The 20,248-nt window shown below is 59.8% G+C and carries 17 protein-coding genes; 14 read left to right on the top strand and 3 right to left on the bottom strand.

From position 1 onward, the window contains the following. Window positions 1-5: 5 nt before the first annotated feature. Window positions 6-542, bottom strand: a complete 537-nt coding sequence (locus tag ACIPL2_RS16740) for an ATP-dependent zinc protease (RefSeq protein ID WP_401358000.1) — start codon at window positions 540-542, stop codon at window positions 6-8. Window positions 543-844: 302 nt separating this feature from the next. Between ACIPL2_RS16740 and ACIPL2_RS16735 the strand changes: the two genes are divergently transcribed. The 6 genes from ACIPL2_RS16735 to prpD all read left to right on the top strand — a co-directional run bounded on the left by ACIPL2_RS16735 (window position 845) and on the right by prpD (window position 9,490). Further along, entirely contained in the window at window positions 845-1,564 is a 720-nt protein-coding gene (locus tag ACIPL2_RS16735; protein WP_177333652.1) for a GntR family transcriptional regulator, read from the top strand. Continuing rightward, window positions 1,561-2,451: a methylisocitrate lyase gene (gene prpB / locus ACIPL2_RS16730; RefSeq protein ID WP_401357998.1), complete on the top strand. Its 891-nt coding sequence runs from the start codon at window positions 1,561-1,563 to the stop codon at window positions 2,449-2,451. The genes ACIPL2_RS16735 and prpB overlap by 4 nt, the downstream gene beginning before the upstream one ends. Window positions 2,452-2,599: 148 nt before the next feature. Beyond that, window positions 2,600-3,727 carry a 2-methylcitrate synthase gene (prpC, locus tag ACIPL2_RS16725; protein WP_401357997.1) on the top strand — a complete coding sequence of 376 codons (1,128 nt, stop codon included), beginning with the start codon at window positions 2,600-2,602 and terminating at the stop codon, window positions 3,725-3,727. A 206-nt stretch (window positions 3,728-3,933) separates the two neighbouring features. After that, window positions 3,934-6,531 carry a Fe/S-dependent 2-methylisocitrate dehydratase AcnD gene (acnD, locus tag ACIPL2_RS16720; protein WP_401357996.1) on the top strand — a complete coding sequence of 866 codons (2,598 nt, stop codon included), beginning with the start codon at window positions 3,934-3,936 and terminating at the stop codon, window positions 6,529-6,531. Window positions 6,532-6,585: 54 nt separating this feature from the next. Beyond that, window positions 6,586-7,776, top strand: a complete 1,191-nt coding sequence (prpF, locus tag ACIPL2_RS16715; protein WP_059404634.1) for a 2-methylaconitate cis-trans isomerase PrpF — start codon at window positions 6,586-6,588, stop codon at window positions 7,774-7,776. A gap of 229 nt (window positions 7,777-8,005) precedes the next feature. Continuing rightward, window positions 8,006-9,490, top strand: coding sequence for a 2-methylcitrate dehydratase (gene prpD / locus ACIPL2_RS16710; RefSeq protein ID WP_401357994.1), 1,485 nt, complete (start codon window positions 8,006-8,008; stop codon window positions 9,488-9,490). A gap of 91 nt (window positions 9,491-9,581) precedes the next feature. On the opposite strand, the gene ACIPL2_RS16705 is transcribed toward prpD, so the two are convergent. Next, window positions 9,582-10,469 (bottom strand): DMT family transporter, encoded by an 888-nt coding sequence (locus ACIPL2_RS16705; RefSeq protein ID WP_401358227.1) that lies wholly within the window; start codon window positions 10,467-10,469, stop codon window positions 9,582-9,584. Window positions 10,470-10,605: 136 nt separating this feature from the next. On the opposite strand from ACIPL2_RS16705, the gene ACIPL2_RS16700 reads away from it, so the two are divergent. Continuing rightward, window positions 10,606-12,015 carry a PLP-dependent aminotransferase family protein gene (locus ACIPL2_RS16700; RefSeq protein ID WP_401357993.1) on the top strand — a complete coding sequence of 470 codons (1,410 nt, stop codon included), beginning with the start codon at window positions 10,606-10,608 and terminating at the stop codon, window positions 12,013-12,015. Between the two features lie 112 nt (window positions 12,016-12,127). Here ACIPL2_RS16700 and ACIPL2_RS16695 read toward each other — a convergent pair whose 3' ends face one another. Continuing rightward, on the bottom strand, window positions 12,128-12,946 hold the full coding sequence (locus tag ACIPL2_RS16695) for a pyruvate, water dikinase regulatory protein (protein ID WP_401357992.1): 819 nt from the start codon (window positions 12,944-12,946) through the stop codon (window positions 12,128-12,130). A gap of 174 nt (window positions 12,947-13,120) precedes the next feature. Here ACIPL2_RS16695 and ppsA point away from each other — a divergent pair, with 174 nt between their 5' ends. The 7 genes from ppsA to sigX all read left to right on the top strand — a co-directional run bounded on the left by ppsA (window position 13,121) and on the right by sigX (window position 20,137). Next, the gene (ppsA, locus tag ACIPL2_RS16690; protein WP_401357991.1) at window positions 13,121-15,496 is read left to right on the top strand and encodes a phosphoenolpyruvate synthase; all 2,376 of its coding nucleotides are present in this window, start codon (window positions 13,121-13,123) and stop codon (window positions 15,494-15,496) included. A 199-nt stretch (window positions 15,497-15,695) separates the two neighbouring features. After that, the gene (locus ACIPL2_RS16685; RefSeq protein WP_401357989.1) at window positions 15,696-16,685 is read left to right on the top strand and encodes an alpha/beta fold hydrolase; all 990 of its coding nucleotides are present in this window, start codon (window positions 15,696-15,698) and stop codon (window positions 16,683-16,685) included. A gap of 122 nt (window positions 16,686-16,807) precedes the next feature. Then, a complete protein-coding gene (rraA, locus tag ACIPL2_RS16680; RefSeq protein ID WP_401357988.1) occupies window positions 16,808-17,299 on the top strand; it encodes a ribonuclease E activity regulator RraA in 492 nt (163 codons plus the stop codon). 26 nt (window positions 17,300-17,325) lie between these two features. Next, a complete protein-coding gene (locus tag ACIPL2_RS16675; protein ID WP_401357986.1) occupies window positions 17,326-18,321 on the top strand; it encodes a zinc transporter ZntB in 996 nt (331 codons plus the stop codon). 63 nt (window positions 18,322-18,384) lie between these two features. Then, window positions 18,385-18,633, top strand: a complete 249-nt coding sequence (locus ACIPL2_RS16670) for a hypothetical protein (protein ID WP_045060997.1) — start codon at window positions 18,385-18,387, stop codon at window positions 18,631-18,633. A 2-nt stretch (window positions 18,634-18,635) separates the two neighbouring features. Next, entirely contained in the window at window positions 18,636-19,460 is an 825-nt protein-coding gene (locus ACIPL2_RS16665) for a mechanosensitive ion channel family protein (protein WP_008027407.1), read from the top strand. Window positions 19,461-19,546: 86 nt separating this feature from the next. Then, window positions 19,547-20,137, top strand: coding sequence for an RNA polymerase sigma factor SigX (gene sigX / locus ACIPL2_RS16660; RefSeq protein WP_017337463.1), 591 nt, complete (start codon window positions 19,547-19,549; stop codon window positions 20,135-20,137). The last annotated feature ends 111 nt before the right edge of the window (window positions 20,138-20,248 follow it).

The raw sequence follows: 20,248 nt of genomic DNA, 5'->3' as shown, positions 1-20,248 counted from the left end.
TGGAATTACTCTGCGGTATGTGCGTCGGTGGCGCAGGCGGGTTTGCCAGCAGCGTATTTAAGGCTGGGGTCGACCAGCGCATCGAAGCGTTTGAGCGCTTCGGAGCCGATCAGGAGCGGGTATTGGAAGGCGCTGCGGTCGGTCAAGTTCACTTCTATGCTGCGTAAAGCCGAACCCATGCAGATATCCAGCTCGATCACCGGACGGGCGGTGTACTTCTTGCCCTCGTCCGGGTCGTAGTCGCCGGCCCGGCGCTTGATCTTGCTGACGCGGGCCAGCGGGCGTTCGATCGGGTGCGAATGAGCGGCGTCGATCGCCAGATAAAAGCGCACCCAGGATTCGCCATTGCGTTTGAAGCGCTTGATGTCACGGGCGCTCAGGGACGCGGTTTTCGCCCCGGTGTCGAGTTTGGCGGCGACTTCCAGGTCGATGCCGTCCAGGGACGCGTACTCATTGAGGCCGTACACGGTCTTTCCCCCCGCCGCGGCAACACCGGGCAGGCACAGTAGGTAAAGGAAAGCGGGGAAGGGCTTGAGTCTCATAAATCCTGGTGCGCAGCGGTCCGTGTTTCGATTCAAGGCCCTGGCATCGCTGCGCAAGCTCCCTCGTATGCCTATCAGCTGTTTATGACAAGCAGTGCAGATGTCACAGACAAATGCGGGCGGCATTCTAGCACGGTGGGTGTATGGCGCCAGCGCTGGCAGGCGGCTATAAACAGATGTGCTGCTTCGTTATGGTGCGGCCGGTTATTAGACGATTGTCGACAATACCGATTTTCTCTTTGACTATTTGGCCTGTATTCGCTAGTTTTTGCGGCATCAGCTTTCAAGGTGTCGACAATATGCTGGATCAACTCGATCCCCCGGTCATTGCTCAAGACGATTCGGAAACGCTTTCCGAGAACGTCTTCCGACGCATTCAGGCGGCCATCGTCAAGGGCGAGATCGCCCCGGGCAGCAAGATCTCCGAGCCGGAACTGGCGCGTACCTATGGCATCAGCCGCGGGCCGCTGCGCGAGGCGATCCACCGCCTCGAAGGCCAGCGCCTGCTGGTGCGCGTACCGCACGTCGGGGCGCGGGTGGTGTCGCTCAATCATGCCGAACTGCTGGAACTCTACGAAATTCGCGAGTCCCTCGAAGGCATGGCCTGCCGCCTGGCAGCCGAACGCATGACCCTCGAAGAAATCGACGAACTGCGCCGGGTCCTCGAAACCCACGAGCGCGATGCGGCGTTTCAGGCCGGTGTCGGCTACTACCAGCAGGAAGGCGATTTCGACTTTCATTACCGAATCATCCAGGGCAGCGGCAACCGCACTTTGACGCAAATGCTCTGCGGCGAGCTGTATCAACTGGTGCGCATGTACCGCATCCAGTTTTCCACCACGCCCAATCGCCCGCGCCAGGCCTTTGCCGAGCACCACCGAATTCTCGACGCCATCGCCGACCGTGACGGTGAACTGGCCGAGTTGTTGATGCGCCGCCACATCGGCGCCTCCAAACGCAATATCGCCCGTCATTACCAGGACGGCGCTAACCCGACAGCCACTGAACGAGGTGAGTCATGAGTTTGAACAAGAGCACTCCAGGCCAGCGTTTCCGCGATGCGGTCGCCAGCGAACATCCGCTGCAAGTGGTCGGCGCGATCAACGCCAACCACGCGCTGCTGGCCAAGCGCGCCGGTTTCAAGGCTATTTACCTGTCGGGTGGCGGCGTGGCTGCCGGCTCCCTCGGCGTGCCGGACCTGGGCATCACCAGCCTGGACGACGTGCTAACCGACGTGCGCCGCATCACTGACGTCTGCGACCTGCCGCTGCTGGTGGACGTGGACACCGGTTTCGGTTCCTCGGCGTTCAACGTCGCGCGCACCGTCAAGGCGATGATCAAGTTCGGCGCCGCGGCGATCCACATCGAAGACCAGGTCGGCGCCAAGCGCTGCGGTCACCGCCCTAATAAAGAGATCGTGTCGCTGGGAGAAATGGTCGACCGGATCAAGGCCGCCGTGGATGCGCGCACCGATGACAGCTTCGTGATCATGGCCCGCACCGACGCCCTGGCGGTGGAAGGTCTGGAGTCCGCACTGGATCGCGCCGCGGCGTGCATCGAGGCCGGCGCCGACATGGTGTTCCCGGAAGCCATCACTGAACTTGAAATGTACAAGCTGTTCGCCAGTCGCGTGAAAGCGCCGATCCTGGCCAATATCACCGAGTTCGGCGCGACCCCGCTGTACACCACCGAGCAACTCGCCGCTGCCGACGTGTCGCTGGTGCTGTACCCGTTGTCGGCCTTCCGCGCGATGAACAAGGCTGCGGAAAACGTCTACACCGCCATCCGCCGCGACGGCACGCAGCAGAACGTGATCGACACCATGCAGACCCGCATGGAGCTTTACGATCGCATCGACTACCACACCTTCGAACAGAAGCTTGATGCGTTGTTTGCTGCCAAGAAGTAATGAACACCCGTGTGGGAGCGAGCCTGCTCGCGATGGACGTTAACGATAATGCGGTGTCCCTGATGCACCGAGGTGTAGCGTCCACCATCGCGAGCAGGCTCGCTCCCACAAGTTTCCCCTAAAAATTTCAAGAAAACTGGAGACAGCAATGGCCGAAGCAAAAGTACTCAGTGGCGCCGGGCTCCGTGGCCAGGTTGCCGGGCAAACCGCACTGTCCACCGTGGGCCAGTCGGGCGCCGGTCTGACCTATCGCGGTTACGACGTTCGCGAACTGGCGGCTGACGCACAATTCGAAGAAGTGGCTTACCTGCTGCTGTACGGCGAGCTGCCGACCAAAACGCAACTCGCTGCCTATGTGAGCAAGCTGAGCAAACTGCGTGACCTGCCGCAAGCGCTGAAAGAAGTGCTGGAACGCATTCCCGCCGACGCCCATCCGATGGACGTGATGCGCACCGGTTGCTCGTTCCTGGGCAACCTCGAACCGGAGAAGGACTTCTCCGAACAACACGACGTCACCGACCGTCTGTTGGCCGCGTTCCCGGCGATCATGTGCTACTGGTATCGCTTCAGCCACGACGGCAAGCGCATCAGCTGCGTGAGCGACGAACAATCGATCGGCGGCCACTTCCTGCACCTGCTGCATGACAAGAAGCCGAGCGAGTTGCACGTCAAGGTGATGAACGTTTCGCTGATCCTCTACGCGGAACACGAATTCAACGCATCGACCTTCACCGCGCGGGTGTGCGCATCGACCCTGTCGGACATGTTCTCTTGCATCACTGCTGCCATCGGCTCGCTGCGCGGTCCGCTGCACGGCGGCGCCAACGAAGCGGCGATGGAAATGATCGAACGCTTCAGCTCGCCGGAAGAGGCGATCAAAGGCACCCTCGGCATGCTCGAGCGCAAGGACAAGATCATGGGCTTCGGCCACGCGATCTATAAGGACAACGATCCGCGCAACGAGGTGATCAAGGGCTGGTCGAAAAAACTCGCTGACGAAGTGGGCGACACGGTGTTGTTCCCGGTGTCCGAGGCCATCGACAAGACCATGTGGGAACAGAAGAAGCTGTTCCCGAACGCCGACTTCTACCATGCGTCGACGTACCATTTCATGGGTATTCCGACCAAGTTGTTCACACCGATCTTCGTCTGCTCGCGCCTGACCGGCTGGGCTGCGCATGTGTTCGAACAACGTGCCAACAACCGCATCATCCGCCCAAGCGCCGAGTACGTCGGCGTCGAACAGCGCAAGTTCGTGCCAATCGAACAACGCTGACCGGTGGGTGGCCTGAGTATCGATAACTGAAGGAACCGAAACCAATGTGGGAGCGGGCTTGCTCGCGAAGACGGACTGACATTCAACATTGATGTCGACTGACATACCGCTTTCGCGAGCAAGCCCGCTCCCACATGTGATCCGGTTTCAATTCAAACCCGGTGCCAGGCCCCACCTTTTGAAACTACCGTGACCGAGTCCTGACGATGAACACTGAATTCCGCAAACCGCTGCCCGGCAGCCATCTGGATTACTTCGACGTCCGTGCGGCTGTCGAAGCCATCCAGCCCGGCGCCTACGACACTCTGCCGTACACCTCCCGCGTGCTGGCGGAAAACCTGGTGCGTCGCTGCGACCCGGCCACGCTGACCGAATCCCTCAAGCAATTCATCGAGCGCAAACGCGACCTCGACTTCCCGTGGTTCCCGGCGCGCGTGGTGTGCCACGACATCCTCGGCCAGACCGCATTGGTCGACCTCGCCGGCCTGCGTGACGCCATCGCCCTGCAAGGTGGCGACCCGGCGCAAGTCAACCCGGTGGTGCCGACGCAACTGATCGTCGACCACTCCCTGGCCGTCGAGCGCGGTGGTTTCGATCCGGAGGCGTTCGAGAAGAACCGCGCCATCGAAGACCGTCGCAACGAAGACCGTTTCCACTTCATCAACTGGACCAAGAAGGCGTTCAAGAACGTCGACGTGATCCCGCCGGGCAACGGGATCATGCACCAGATCAACCTGGAGAAAATGTCTCCGGTGATCCAGGTGCGTGACGGCGTTGCTTTCCCTGATACCTGCGTCGGCACCGACAGCCACACCCCGCACGTCGATGCCCTGGGCGTGATCGCCATCGGCGTCGGTGGCCTGGAAGCGGAAAGCGTGATGCTCGGCCGCGCGTCGTGGATGCGTCTGCCGGAAAGCGTCGGTGTTGAATTGACCGGCAAGCTGCAACCGGGCATCACCGCCACCGACATGGTGCTGGCGCTGACCGAGTTCCTGCGTCAGCAAAAAGTCGTCGGCGCGTGGCTGGAGTTCTTCGGCGAAGGCGCATCGAAGCTGACCCTCGGCGACCGTGCGACCATCTCCAACATGGCCCCGGAATACGGCGCCACGGCGGCGATGTTCTACATCGACCAGCAGACCATCGACTACCTCAAACTCACCGGCCGTGAAGACGAGCAAGTGCAGTTGGTCGAGACCTACGCCAAGCAGGTCGGCCTGTGGGCTGACAGCCTCAAAGGCGCGCAGTATGAGCGCGGCCTGACTTTCGATCTGTCCTCGGTCGTGCGCAACATGGCCGGCCCGAGCAACCCGCACGCCCGTGTGGCGGTTTCGGATCTGGCCGCCAAAGGCATCTCCGGCCAGTGGGACGATGTGCCAGGGCAAATGCCGGACGGCGCAGTGATCATCGCCGCCATCACCAGCTGCACCAACACCAGTAACCCGCGCAACGTCATCGCCGCCGGCCTGCTGGCGCGCAATGCCAACAAGCTCGGGTTGACCCGCAAGCCATGGGTCAAATCGTCCCTGGCGCCGGGTTCGAAAACCGTGGCGTTGTACCTCGATGAAGCGGGCCTGACCGATGAGCTGGAACAGCTCGGCTTCGGCGTCGTGGCCTTCGCTTGCACCACCTGCAACGGCATGTCCGGCGCACTGGACCCGGTGATCCAGCAAGAGATCATCGACCGCGACCTGTACGCCACTGCGGTACTGTCCGGCAACCGTAACTTCGACGGGCGGATTCACCCGTACGCGAAGAACGCGTTCCTCGCCTCGCCACCTTTGGTGGTGGCTTACGCCATCGCCGGGACCATCCGTTTCGACATCGAAAAAGACGTGCTGGGCCTCGACGCCGAGGGCAAGGAAATCCGCCTGAAAGACATCTGGCCGAGCGACGAAGAGATCGACGCGGTGGTAAAAGCCTCGGTCAAGCCGGAGCAGTTCCGCCAGGTCTACATTCCGATGTTCGCCATCCATGAAGACACCGGCCCGAAAGTCACGCCGTTGTATGACTGGCGCGAAATGAGCACCTACATCCGCCGTCCGCCGTACTGGGAAGGCGCATTGGCCGGTGCACGTCCGCTCAAGGGCATGCGTCCGTTGGCCGTGCTGCCGGACAACATCACCACCGATCACTTGTCGCCATCGAACGCGATCATGCTCGACAGCGCCGCCGGCGAATACCTGGCGAAAATGGGCTTGCCGGAAGAGGACTTCAACTCTTACGCCACGCACCGTGGCGACCACTTGACCGCGCAACGCGCGACCTTCGCCAACCCGAAACTGTTCAACGAAATGGTCCAGGAAAATGGCAAGGTCAAGCAGGGTTCGCTGGCGCGCGTCGAGCCGGAAGGCAAAGTGATGCGCATGTGGGAAGCCATCGAAACCTACATGGAACGCAAGCAGCCGCTGATCATCATTGCCGGCGCCGACTACGGTCAGGGCTCGTCCCGCGACTGGGCAGCGAAGGGCGTGCGTCTGGCCGGTGTCGAAGCGATTGCCGCCGAAGGCTTCGAGCGTATTCACCGCACCAACCTGGTGGGCATGGGCGTGTTGCCGCTGGAGTTCAAACCGGGCACTGATCGTCACACGCTGAACATCGACGGCAGCGAAACCTACGACGTGATCGGTGAGCGTACGCCGCGTGCCGAACTGACGCTGGTGATCAACCGCAAGAACGGCGAACGCGTCGACGTGCCGGTGACCTGCCGCCTCGACACCGCCGAAGAAGTGTCGATCTACGAGGCCGGTGGCGTGCTGCAACGCTTCGCCCAGGACTTCCTCGAAGAATCGGCGGTCGCCGTCTAACACACGCTACGCGACACGGGACGTTCGGTCCCGTGTCTGCTGATAGGGAACACTATGGCTCACGCACCTCAAATCAAGATCCCCGCCACCTACATGCGTGGCGGCACCAGTAAAGGCGTGTTCTTCAGCCTGCAAGACCTGCCCGAAGCGGCACAGATTCCTGGCCCGGCGCGCGATGCCTTGTTGCTGCGCGTTATCGGCAGCCCCGACCCGTACGACAAGCAAATCGACGGCATGGGCGGCGCGACGTCCAGCACCAGCAAAACCGTGATCCTGTCGAAAAGCATCAAGGCCGATCACGACGTCGATTACCTGTTCGGTCAGGTGTCCATCGACAAGCCTTTCGTCGACTGGAGCGGCAACTGCGGCAACCTGTCGGCCGCCGTCGGTTCGTTCGCCATCAGCAACGGCCTGGTGGACGCCAGCCGCATCCCGCAGAACGGCGTGGCCGTGGTGCGCGTGTGGCAGGCCAACATCGGCAAGACCATCATCGCCCACGTGCCAATCACCAACGGTGAAGTGCAGGAAACCGGCGATTTCGAACTCGACGGTGTGACCTTTCCGGCCGCCGAAGTGCAGGTCGAATTCATGGACCCGGCAGCGGAAGAAGAGGGCGGTGGCGGTTCGATGTTCCCCACCGGCAACCTGGTGGATGACCTGGAAGTGCCCGGCGTCGGCACCTTCAAGGCGACCATGATCAACGCTGGCATCCCGACCATCTTCGTCAACGCCGAAGACATCGGCTACACCGGCACCGAGCTGCAAGGCGCGATCAACGGTGACCCGAAAGCGCTGCTGATGTTCGAGACCATCCGCGCTTACGGTGCGTTGCGTATGGGCCTGATCAAGGACCTGGACGAAGCGGCCAAGCGTCAGCACACGCCCAAGGTGGCGTTCGTGGCCAAGCCAGCTGATTACGTCGCGTCCAGCGGCAAGGCCATCGCGGCCGGCGATGTCGATTTGCTGGTGCGTGCGTTGTCCATGGGCAAGTTGCACCATGCAATGATGGGCACGGCAGCCGTGGCGATTGGCACGGCCGCGGCAATCTCCGGCACGTTGGTCAACCTCGCGGCGGGCGGCATCGAACGCAACGCCGTGCGCTTCGGCCATCCGTCGGGCACCTTACGCGTAGGCGCCGAGGCCAGCCAGGTCAACGGTGAATGGACCGTGAACAAAGCCATCATGAGCCGCAGTGCACGGGTATTGATGGAAGGCTTCGTCCGCGTGCCGGGTGATTCCTTCTAATCAAACACAAACCTTGCCTCCAACTGATCCCCAACCCTGTAGGAGCTGTCGAGTGAAACGAGGCTGCGATCTTTTGATGTTGTTTTCAAAGAGCAAGATCTAAAGATCGCAGCCTCGTTTCACTCGACAGCTCCTACAGGGGGATTGCATTTTCAGAATAAGAAAGCAGACACCGAGATTTACCTGAACCGAGGTCCCATCAACGAACCACTGACCGAGTGAATCGAACATGAGCGCCAACGTCGACCTGAACAACCGCCCCGACTACGACACGGTCCTGCAGGACATCGCTGACTATGTCCTCACCTTCAACATCGAATCCCAAGAAGCGTTGGACACCGCCCGCAACTGCCTGATGGACACGCTAGGCTGCGGCCTGCTGGCCCTGCGCTTTCCCGAATGCACCAAACACCTGGGCCCTATCGTCGAGGGCACCGTCGTGCCTTTTGGCGCCCGGGTGCCGGGCACCCGTTTTCGTCTCGACCCGGTCAAGGCGGCCTGGGACATCGGCTGCATCGTGCGCTGGCTCGATTACAACGACACCTGGCTCGCGGCCGAGTGGGGCCATCCGTCCGATAACCTCGGGGGGATTCTCGCGGTGGCCGATCACCTGTCGCAAAAACGCCTGGCCAATGGCGAGGCGCCGCTGACCGTTCGCGCCGTGCTCGAAGCCATGGTCATGGCCCACGAGATTCAGGGCGTCATCGCCCTGGAAAACTCCTTCAACCGTGTAGGCCTCGATCACGTCATCCTGGTGAAAGTCGCCTCGACCGCCGTCACGGCCAAACTGATGGGCGCCAATCGTGAGCAATTGCTATCGGCGTTGTCCCACGCGTTTGCCGATGGCCAGGCGCTGCGCACCTACCGCCATGCGCCGAACGCCGGGTCGCGAAAGTCCTGGGCGGCCGGTGATGCGTCGAGTCGTGGCGTGCGCCTGGCAGACATCGCGATGCGCGGTGAAATGGGCATCCCCGGCGTGCTGACCGCCAAGCAATGGGGCTTCTACGACGTGTTGTTCAGCCACACCAACAATGATCTGGCGCTCAAGCCCGAAGACAAACGCACGTTCAGCTTCTCGCGCAAGTACGGCAGTTATGTGATGGAGAACGTACTGTTCAAGATCAGCTTCCCCGCCGAGTTCCACGCGCAAACCGCTTGCGAAGCTGCGGTCACCCTGCATCCGCAAGTCCGGAATCGCCTGCACGAAATCGACAGGATCGTCATCACCACCCATGAATCGGCGATCCGCATCATTTCCAAGGTCGGCCCGTTGGCCAACGCCGCGGATCGCGACCATTGCATCCAGTACATGACCGCCGTGCCGTTGGCGTTCGGCAATCTGGTGGCCGAGCAGTACGAAGACGAGTTCCATGCGGCGCACCCGATCATCGATGTGCTGCGCGAGAAAATGGTCATCGTCGAAGAGCCGCGCTACACCCGCGAATACCTGGAGGCCGACAAGCGTTCGATCGCCAATGCCATTCAGGTGTTCTTCAAGGACGGCTCCAGCACCGAGAACGTGGTGGTGGAGTACCCGATCGGCCACCGTCGTCGCCGTGTCGATGGCATCCCGCTGCTGGAGGACAAGTTCAAGGCCAATCTGGCGACGCGTTTTACAGCGCAACGCAGCGCCGAGATTTTTGCGTTGTGCACCGATCAGGCGAAGCTTGAAGCCACGCCGGTGAATCGGTTTGTCGATCTATTCGTGATCTGACACCCATCAATCCCTGTAGGAGCCAGGCTTGCCGGCGAAGGCGTTCTTGAGGGCGCCTTCGCCGGCAAGCCTGGCTCCTACAGGAATGTGTTCAACCGTTGAGCCATTTCTCGATGGGCAATTTGGTGATGGCAAACCCCGTCAGCAATACCGCCGAATAGATCACAAGTTCTCGAGAAATGACCTGCCCTTCGTACCACGCACCCATCACTACCGCGAACACCGGAAAAATAATGAACACAAACGACAAAATGATCGGGCTCAGTCGTTTGAGCAGCAAAAAGTAAACGATAAATCCACCCACCGACGCCACCAGCCCGAGATAGAGCAGGGCGCTCCACGAGCGCAAGCTGATGGCCGCAAACACCGGCGCCTCAACACTTAATCCCGCGACAAACAGCATCAGCCCGGCGATGCCGATCGGCAGGGTGTTGTAGGTGATCACGCTGATCGCCGTGCCGTGTTTCTTGGTCACCACGTAACACAGCGCATGCATCACCGCCGCGCAAAGAATCGCCAGCACCCCGAACAATTCGGCATGGTCCAGATGCAGCCCTTGGCTGCGGATAATCATGAACAGGCTGCCGAAGCCGATGGCGATGCCCAGCACCTGTGAAGGGTAGATTTTCTCCCGCAGAAACAGCGCGGAAAACAGCAGGATAAACACCGGCATGCAGCTGAACAGCAGCGCCGACAGACCGGACGAAACGTGCATTTCGCCGTAGTTGAGCAAGTAGTACGGCAGGCTGAAATACGACAGCGTGACGAACACAAAGAACCAGCGGCTTTCCCTGGGAAACAGCAGCGGCTCACGACGCAGCCGGGCGAAGCAGAGAAACAGCGGGAAGGCGATCAGGAACCGCAGGCCGGCAGCCGTCAGCGGCGGCACGCTTTCCACGGCGATTTTTATCCCCAGCCACGTCGTCCCCCAACTCAGGCACACGATGAGAAACAACGTGCTGGTGACCAACGCGGTCAACCAGGGTTTACGAATGCTTGCAGGCGCGCCGATAGCGATGGACATGCTCGATTCCTGTTGTTGTCGGAATTGACCTTTAAAGGCAAAAGGTCTATCCCTGATTGAACCTGTTTCAAGCACGCTATTCGGGGCTGTAATGACTGTCAAAGTAAGTATTGCCATGGTGTCAATCCTGCGCGACGGCCTCGCCAACGGTCTGGGCGTGAAGTACAAACGCCTCGCCGACGCGGTTGAAAAAGGCATTGCTGAAGGGCTGATCGAACCCGGCTGCAAATTGCCGCCGCATCGACTGTTGGCGGATAGCCTGGGCGTCACCATTGGCACCATCAGTCGCGCGTATGGCGAACTGGAACGTGTGGGGTTGGTGGTCGCCCGTGTAGGAGACGGCACTTATGTGCGTCAGCGGGGGATGGAGCGTCCGCGAGACGTCGGCTTTCGCAATGTCAGCGATGAACCCCGGCCGTTTTTCGACATGAGCCGCAATCAGCCGATTCCGGGACAGGAAGCGCATTTCCTGAGTCAGACTCTACGAGCCTTGGCCCTCGATCCCCACGCGATGCAACACCTCGGTGTCTACACCGCCGAGGCCGGACTGCCCCGCTACCGAGCGGCGGGCGCGCATTGGCTCCGGCACGGGGCGTTTGTTCCGAGCGCCGAGCAGATCGTCTGCGTGAACGGCGGTCAGCACGGTTTGTTGTGTGCATTGATGGGGTTGCTCAAGGCTGGCGACACCGTGGTGACCGAACACCTGACCTACCCAGGATTGATCAGCGCCGCACGCCTGCTGGGGATAAAACTCATCGGCGTAGCGATGGATGATGAAGGACTGGATCCCGCTGCCCTCGAGGAGGTTTGCCGTCACCATCGCGTCTCAGCGCTGTATTGCACGCCGACAATCCAGAATCCTACGGCGGCAGTGATGTCGGTCGCACGGCGCGAGGCGATTGCAGAGGTCTGCCGGCAGAATAATCTGTTGATCTTCGAGGACGAGGCCCACGCGGTATTGGCTCAACAGCGTCCGTTACCGTTGAGCCATTTCGCCCCGGAGCGCTCGGTGCTGATTGGCAGCCTGAGCAAGGCGGTTTCGGCGGGGTTGCGGGTCGGTTACCTGCATGCGCCACAACCGTTGATCGGACGCTTGAGTGCGGCAGTGCGCGGGACGTGCTGGATGGCCAGCCCGTTGACGCTGGAAGTGGCGAGCCAGTGGATAGAAAACGGCGTTGCACAGCAGTTGCTGGGCCAGCAGATTGTCGAGATTGGCCGGCGCAAGGCGTTGGTCAGCGGGCAGTTGGACGGTCTGGTGTTCAAAACCCATCCTCACAGTCCGCATTTCTGGATCGAAGTGCCTGAGCCGTGGCGGGCCTCGCAGATTGCTGCGGAGTTGAAGGAAAACAACTATCTGGTGGCTACGGCCGAGATGTTTGCGGTTGGGCATGGCGCGGTGCCGCAGTTCATCAGGGCGAGTGTGTGTCATTCAACGGGGGATGATCGGTTGTTGCTTCGAGGGTTTGAGGCGTTGGCGGGGGCATTGGGAGAGACCGTGTAATCGTTCTTCGCGAGCAAGCCCGCTCCCACATTTGACCGCGTACCTTTGCCGAGACTCGGTCAAATGTGGAAGCGGGCTTGCTCGCGAAGGCGGTGCAACAGACGCTAAAGAACTACTTGAACCGCCGCTCAACACCTTTCTCCACCAGAATCTTCGCCGAAATCTCTTCCACCGAAAAATGCGTGGAATTGATGTTCGGGATGTTCTCGCGGCGGAACAGGTTCTCCACCTCGCGCACTTCGAATTCGCACTGTGCATAACTCGAATAGCGGCTGTTGGGCTTGCGTTCGTTGCGGATCGCGGTGAGGCGGTCCGGGTCGATGGTCAGGCCGAACAGCTTGTGCTGGTGGGCGCGCAGCGCGTTGGGCAGTTGCAGGCGCTCCATGTCGTCTTCGGTCAACGGGTAGTTGGCCGCGCGGATGCCGAATTGCATGGCCATGTACAGGCAGGTCGGGGTTTTGCCGCAGCGCGACACGCCCACCAGGATCAGGTCGGCCTTGTCGTAATAGTGCGTACGGGCGCCGTCGTCGTTGTCGAGGGCGAAGTTCACCGCCTCGATGCGCTCCATGTAATTGGTGCTGCTGCCAATCGAGTGCGATTTGCCAACGGTGTAGGAAGAATGCTCGGTCAGTTCCTGTTCAAGCGGCGCCAGGAAGGTCGAGAAAATGTCGATCATGAAACCATTGGACGTTGCGAGGATCTCACGAATGTCCTGGTTGACGATGGTGTCGAAGATGATCGGCCGAAAGCCGTCGTTTTCGGCGGCTTTGTTGATTTGTTGTACCATGGCCCGCGCTTTATCCACGTTGTCGATATACGGACGCGTGAATTTGCTGAAGGTAATGTTCTCGAACTGCGCCAAGAGGCTTTGGCCAAGGGTCTCGGCAGTGATGCCGGTGCCGTCGGAAATAAAGAAAGCAGATCGTTTCATTTGCACCTTGGGCCTTAAGCTAATGATCATTCTTGGATATGATAGGCGCGATTTGCTGGCCGCCAGTGGCCCGCATTCTCACTTATTTTCCAGGTCCAGGCCATACAGCTGGCAAACGCTCCCCCGAGCAGCCGGCTTCTGAGCTTTTCCAACACAGTTAGTGGAGAGATCACCTTGGTAGAGTACGTAGTTTCCCTCGATAAGCTCGGCGTCCATGATGTAGAGCACGTAGGGGGCAAGAACGCATCCCTTGGCGAGATGATCAGTAACCTTGCAGGTGCCGGTGTATCGGTGCCCGGTGGCTTCGCCACGACAGCTCAGGCTTATCGTGATTTTCTCGAACTGAGCGGCCTGAACGATCAGATCCACGCCGCCCTCGACGCCCTGGACGTCGACGATGTCAATGCCCTTGCCAAGACCGGCGCCCAGATCCGTCAGTGGATCATGGAAGCCGAGTTCCCCGAGAAGCTCAACGCCGAGATCCGCACTGCGTTCGCCACACTGTCGGCCGGCAACCCTGACATGGCCGTGGCGGTGCGCTCTTCCGCTACCGCCGAAGACCTGCCGGACGCTTCCTTCGCCGGTCAGCAGGAAACCTTCCTGAACATCCGTGGTGTCGAAAACGTCATTCGCGCCGCCAAAGAGGTGTTCGCTTCACTGTTTAACGACCGCGCCATTTCCTACCGCGTCCACCAGGGCTTCGACCACAAGCTGGTAGCCCTGTCGGCCGGTGTGCAGCGCATGGTCCGCTCCGAAACCGGCACCGCCGGCGTGATGTTCACCCTCGATACCGAATCGGGCTTCCGTGACGTGGTGTTCATCACCGGCGCCTACGGCCTGGGTGAAACCGTCGTACAAGGCGCGGTGAACCCGGATGAGTTCTACGTCCACAAGGGCACGCTGGCCGCCGGTCGTCCGGCCATCCTGCGTCGCAACCTGGGCAGCAAAGCCATCAAGATGATCTACGGCGAAGTGGCCACGGCCGGTAAGTCGGTCAAGACCATCGACGTCGACAAAGCTGATCGTGCACGTTTCTGCCTGACCGACGCCGAAGTCAGCGAACTGGCCAAGCAAGCGATGATCATCGAGAAGCACTACAAGTGCCCGATGGACATCGAGTGGGCCAAAGACGGCGACGACGGCAAGCTCTACATCGTTCAGGCCCGTCCTGAAACCGTGAAGAGTCGCACCCAGGCCAACGTCATGGAGCGTTACCTGTTGAAAGAAACCGGCACCGTGCTGGTTGAAGGTCGCGCCATCGGCCAGCGCATTGGCGCCGGCAAGGTCCGCATCATCAAGGACGTGTCCGAGATGGACAAAGTCCAGCCAGGCGACGTGCTGGTTTCCGACATGACCGACCCGGACTGGGAACCGGTCATGAAGCGCGCCAGCGCCATCGTCACCAACCGTGGCGGTCGTACCTGCCACGCGGCGATCATCGCTCGCGAGCTGGGCATCCCGGCCGTGGTCGGTTGCGGCAACGCCACCCAGCTGTTGCAAGACGGCCAGGGCGTGACCGTTTCCTGCGCTGAAGGCGACACCGGCTACATCTTCGAAGGCGAACTGGGCTTCGACATCAAGAAAAACTCCGTCGACGCCATGCCTGATCTGCCGTTCAAGATCATGATGAACGTCGGTAACCCGGACCGCGCCTTCGACTTCGCGCAGCTGCCGAACGCCGGTGTGGGCCTGGCCCGTCTGGAATTCATCATCAACCGCATGATCGGCGTGCACCCCAAGGCGCTGCTGAACTACGCCGGGCTGCCGCAGGACATCAAGGACAGCGTCGACAAGCGGATTGCCGGCTACGACGATCCGGTCGGCTTCTACGTCGAGAAGCTGGTTGAGGGCATCAGCACCCTGGCCGCTGCGTTCACCCCGAAAAAGGTCATCGTGCGTCTGTCGGACTTCAAGTCCAACGAATACGCGAACCTGATCGGCGGCAAACTGTACGAGCCGGAAGAAGAAAACCCGATGCTGGGCTTCCGTGGCGCTTCGCGTTACATCAGCGAATCGTTCCGCGACTGCTTCGAACTCGAATGCCGTGCCCTCAAGCGCGTGCGCAACGAGATGGGCCTGACCAACGTCGAAATCATGGTGCCATTCGTCCGTACCCTGGGCGAAGCGAGCCAGGTCATCGACCTGCTGGCGGAAAACGGCTTGAAGCGTGGCGAAAACGGCCTGCGCATCATCATGATGTGCGAACTGCCGTCCAACGCAATTTTGGCTGAAGAATTCCTCGAGTTCTTCGATGGCTTCTCCATCGGCTCCAACGACCTGACCCAGTTGACCCTGGGCCTGGACCGTGACTCCGGGATCATCGCTCACCTGTTCGACGAGCGTAACCCTGCGGTCAAGAAGCTGCTGGCGAACGCCATTGCCGCGTGCAACAAGGCGGGCAAGTACATCGGCATTTGCGGTCAGGGCCCTTCGGACCACCCTGATCTGGCCAAGTGGCTGATGGAGCAGGGCATTGAAAGCGTTTCGCTGAACCCCGATTCCGTACTGGAAACCTGGTTCTTCCTGGCTGAAGGTCAAGCCTCGGCTTGATGATGTTGCTGTAGGAGCGAGCTCGCTCGCGATGGTCGCTAACGAAAACGCGTGCTTGCTGGATAAACGCGCTGTTTTGAAGTCCATCGCGAGCAAGCTCGCTCCTACAATGATTGGCGGCGCGGTCGATGACCGGTTCCATTAAGATTCAAGCAGGGCGGGCTCCTCTGGAAGCCGCCCTTTTTTGTGCAAGAGCATTATGCAAAGCAGCAGCAACCTATTTCCTGTCGCCCTGATCAGCGCCGAGCGGCGCGGCGATCTGAGCGAAGACGTCTATCGTTTGAAACCTGGCAACAGCCCCGACGGCACCGTCGAACTGGCTGTAACCCGCCTCGGCCTGGCCGATGAATCGTCCGTGCGTGGCGTGCCGGTGATCCTGTTGCACGGCAGTTTTTCCAATCGACGCTTCTGGTTTTCCCCGAAAGGCCTGGGGTTGGGCGCTTACCTGACTCGCCTGGGGTTCGACGTGTGGATTCCGGAAATGCGCGGTCATGGCCTGTCCCAGCGCAACCACGACTACCGCAAGAACCGCGTATCCGACTATGCGCGCTACGATCTGCCGGCCATTGGCGCGTTCGTACGTGAGCAAAGTGGCCAGGTCCCGCACTGGATTGGTCACTCGCTGGGCGGGATTACCCTGGCGGCGGCATTGGGCGGTGAGTACATCGGCGAACCGGTCGTGGCCTCTGCGGCGTTTTTCGGTACGCAGGTCAGCCGCACCTACTGGCCGTTGAAGATCCCGCCGGTGGAGTGGAGCGGACGCTTCATTCTCAAGCGTTTTGCCCAACTGTCCGGTTCCCGGCTCAAGCGTGGCCCGGAGGACGAGCCGATTGGCCTGGCCCTGGAAAGCATGCGCTGGTACGGCCTGTTCGGGCGCTTCGGTGATGCCGACAAGGATTGGTGGGCTGGGTTGGCGGAGGTTCAGTTACCCGTACTGGCCGTGAGCGCAGCGGGCGATCATCAGGACCCGGCCTGGGCCTGTCGCAAGTTGTTCGATCAGGTGGGCTCCGAGCACAAGCAATTTATCAACCTGGGACGCGAGCAGGGCTTTGGCGATAATTTCGGTCACGTGGAAATGCTCGTCAGCAAAGCCGCCCAGACTGAAGTCTGGCCGTTGGTGGCCCGCTGGCTGGCGGATCAGCAAACGCCGTTACTGGGTGGGAAGCCGGATTTGGCCGCGGCAGTTTGAGCCTGATGCTCTAACAAGGGCATTTCGCTCTGATCGGCTTGCGGCTAAGATATGACGCATTGAGCTTTTCTGGTCACTTTGCGACATCCTCGATGTGCCTTCCTCTTTACAGGAGTTTCTCGATGAACCATTACCTCACGCCTGACCTGTGCGACGCCTATCCAGAGCTGGTGCAGGTGCTGGAACCGATGTTCAGCAATTTCGGCGGCCGTGATTCCTTCGGCGGTGAAATCGTCACCATCAAGTGCTTCGAAGACAACTCGCTGGTCAAGGAGCAAGCCGAACTCAAGGGGCATGGCAAGGTGCTGGTGGTCGATGGTGGCGGTTCCCTGCGCCGAGCGCTGCTGGGCGACATGATCGCCGAGAAAGCCGCCAGTAACGGCTGGGAAGGGCTGGTGATCTACGGTTGCATCCGCGACGTCGACGTCATTGCCCAAACCGACCTGGGGGTTCAGGCCCTGGCCAGCCACCCGATGAAAACCGACAAGCGCGGTCTCGGCGATCTCAACGTGGCGGTGACCTTTGCGGGCGTGACGTTCCATCCGGGCCATTTCATTTACGCGGACAACAACGGCGTGATCATCTCGCCAAGCCCGCTGAAAATGCCTGAATAAAGCGCTGGACCAACAAAGGGGTGAGGATGTTCGAGGAAGAAAACGCGCAGTGGGGGCTGGTGCATGCCCTGGTGCTGGACGGAAAAGGCGGTGCGCGTTCGATAGCCCGGACTGAACTCGATGACTTGCAGCTGCAGGCCCATGAAAGCCTGTGGCTGCACTGGGATCGCAGTCACCCGCAAACCCAGACCTGGCTGCGCAAATCCAGCGGTCTGAGCGAATTCAGCTGTGACCTGCTGCTCGAAGAGAACACCCGACCGCGTCTTCTACAGCTTTCCGACAGCGAACTGCTGTTATTTTTGCGTGGGGTCAACCTGAACCCCGGCGCCGAGCCGGAAGACATGGTCTCGGTGCGGATCTTCGCTTCGGCCCAACGGGTGATTTCCCTGCGTTTGCGTCCCTTGCGCGCCACTGATGAGTTGTTGGTACAGCTCGCGGAAGGCAAAGGCCCCAAAACCGCCTCCGAACTCGTCCTTTATATGGCGCAATTCCTCACCAACAAAGTGCAGGATCTGGTCAGTTGCCTCTCGGAAGTGGTCGATGAGGAAGAAGAAAAGCTGGATGCCGACGAACGGTATACACCCGAGCATGGCGCCATTTTGCAGATCCGTCGGCGGGCTGCTGCGTTGAAGCGCTTTCTCGCTCCGCAGCGGGATATTTTCGCTCAGCTGACGCGGATAAAACTGCCGTGGTTTGTCGAGGATGACGGCGATTACTGGAACGAATTGAACAACAGCCTGACCCGCTATCTCGAAGAGCTGGAATTGACCCGGGAGCGGGTGGGGCTGGTCCTTGAGGCCGAAGATAGACGTTTGAGCGTGCGCATGAATCGCACGATGTACCGTTTCGGGATCATCACCGGGATCTTTTTGCCGATGAGTTTTCTGACCGGTCTTCTGGGCATCAACGTCGGTGGAATTCCGTTCTCGGCAAGCCCTTATGGCTTCCTGATTGCCTGCCTGATGATGGTCTCGGTGGCGCTCGGGCAGTGGTGGTTATTCCGACGTTTGCGCTGGGTCTGAAGGTGAGCCATGTGACCCGGGCAAATTTGGTCGCGTCTTTCACAGACATCACGAGAGGTGCGTATGCACGATCCGTTTGAACAGTCTTTGCGTGACATGCTCAAGGCATCACCGTCCACTCGGGACGACGATGCGTGCCTTGGCCGTGTACTGAAAACCGCCAACCGCCAGGTCGGCGCCGGTGATCTGTTCAGCCTGCTGGGCCGCTGGCTGCCCGCGCTGATGATCGCCCTGAATAACGGATCGGCCCATGTCTCGCCGGTTTCCCGTCACCGTAAACCTACCGTTCGCACTGCTGATAAGGCTGATTGAATATGGAACTTGATCTCTGGACACAGAGCCTCGTCACTGCAATGACTGCGTTATGGACCAAGGTTGCAAATTTCATCCCGAACCTGTTTGGCGCGTTGGTTGTATTGCTGCTAGGTTTTGTCGTGGCGAAACTTTTAGACACTTTGCTGTCTAAGTTGCTCGCCAAGCTGGGACTCGATCGCCTGATGGGCGGCACCGGTCTGACAAAATTGCTGTCCCGGGCCGGTCTCCAGGTGCCGATCTCGACGTTGATCGGCAAGATTGTCTACTGGTTCGTTCTGCTGATTTTTCTGGTTTCTGCGGCAGAATCCCTTGGACTTGAGCGAGTTTCAGCTACGCTTGATATGCTTGCGCTGTATCTGCCGAAGGTATTCGGTGCTGCGCTGGTGCTGTTGGTGGGTGTATTGCTGGCGCAACTGGCCAATGGGCTGGTGCGTGGTGCGGCAGAGGGTGTAGGGCTGGATTACGCCGCCGGTCTGGGGCGAATTGCCCAGGGCCTGGTGATTATCATCAGTATTTCGGTGGCAATCAGCCAGTTGGAGGTCAAGACTGACCTTCTGAACCATGTGATTGTGATTGTTTTGATTACCGTTGGTCTGGCGGTTGCGCTGGCCATGGGGTTGGGAAGCCGGGAAATTGCCGGCCAGATTCTTGCGGGAATCTACGTGCGTGAGTTGTATCAGGTTGGGCAACAAGTGCGTGTTGGCGAGGTCGAAGGTCAGATCGAGGAGATCGGCACGGTTAAAACCACATTGCTGACCGATGAGGGTGAGCTAGTCTCTCTCTCCAATCGGATCCTCCTGGAGCAGCATGTGAGTAGCCGCTAACCCGGCAAACCCTGCTAATGTATGCCGCCGCTAAATGCCCTGAAGGGCTGCGGCGGACATTGACCTGACTGTCGGCCCGACTTGTTTTGAATAAAGCTCAATCGCTCTCCACGCGCTACGACCCCCGCGAGCTCTCTGATGAGGAGTTGGTCGCGCGCTCGCACACCGAGCTGTTTCACGTAACGCGCGCCTATGAAGAACTGATGCGGCGTTACCAACGAACATTATTTAACGTCTGTGCACGATATCTTGGGAACGATCGAGATGCAGACGATGTCTGTCAGGAAGTGATGTTGAAGGTGCTTTACGGCTTGAAGAACTTCGAGGGCAAATCGAAGTTCAAGACATGGCTCTATAGCATCACGTACAACGAGTGCATCACGCAGTATCGGAAAGAACGGCGAAAGCGTCGCTTGATGGATGCTTTGAGTCTGGACCCCCTTGAGGAAGCGTCTGAAGAGAAGGCGCCGAAACCCGAGGAAAAGGGCGGACTCGATCGCTGGCTGGTGTATGTGAACCCGATTGACCGTGAAATTCTGGTGCTACGATTTGTCGCAGAGCTGGAGTTTCAGGAGATCGCAGACATCATGCACATGGGTTTGAGTGCAACAAAAATGCGGTACAAACGCGCTCTAGACAAATTGCGTGAGAAATTTGCAGGCATTGCTGAAACTTAGTTCGGCGCAAATATCTCTTACGTGTAGGCAAGTTCTGTTAGACTTGCCGCCGAGTTGTCCCCCGGTTTGCGGGACTGCTTCACAATCTCGAGGTGGGGATTGTTCGGTGGA

Source organism: Pseudomonas sp. NPDC086251, assembly GCF_044746405.1.
Classification (GTDB): domain Bacteria; phylum Pseudomonadota; class Gammaproteobacteria; order Pseudomonadales; family Pseudomonadaceae; genus Aquipseudomonas.
This window is presented reverse-complemented; position numbering and strand designations above follow the sequence as displayed.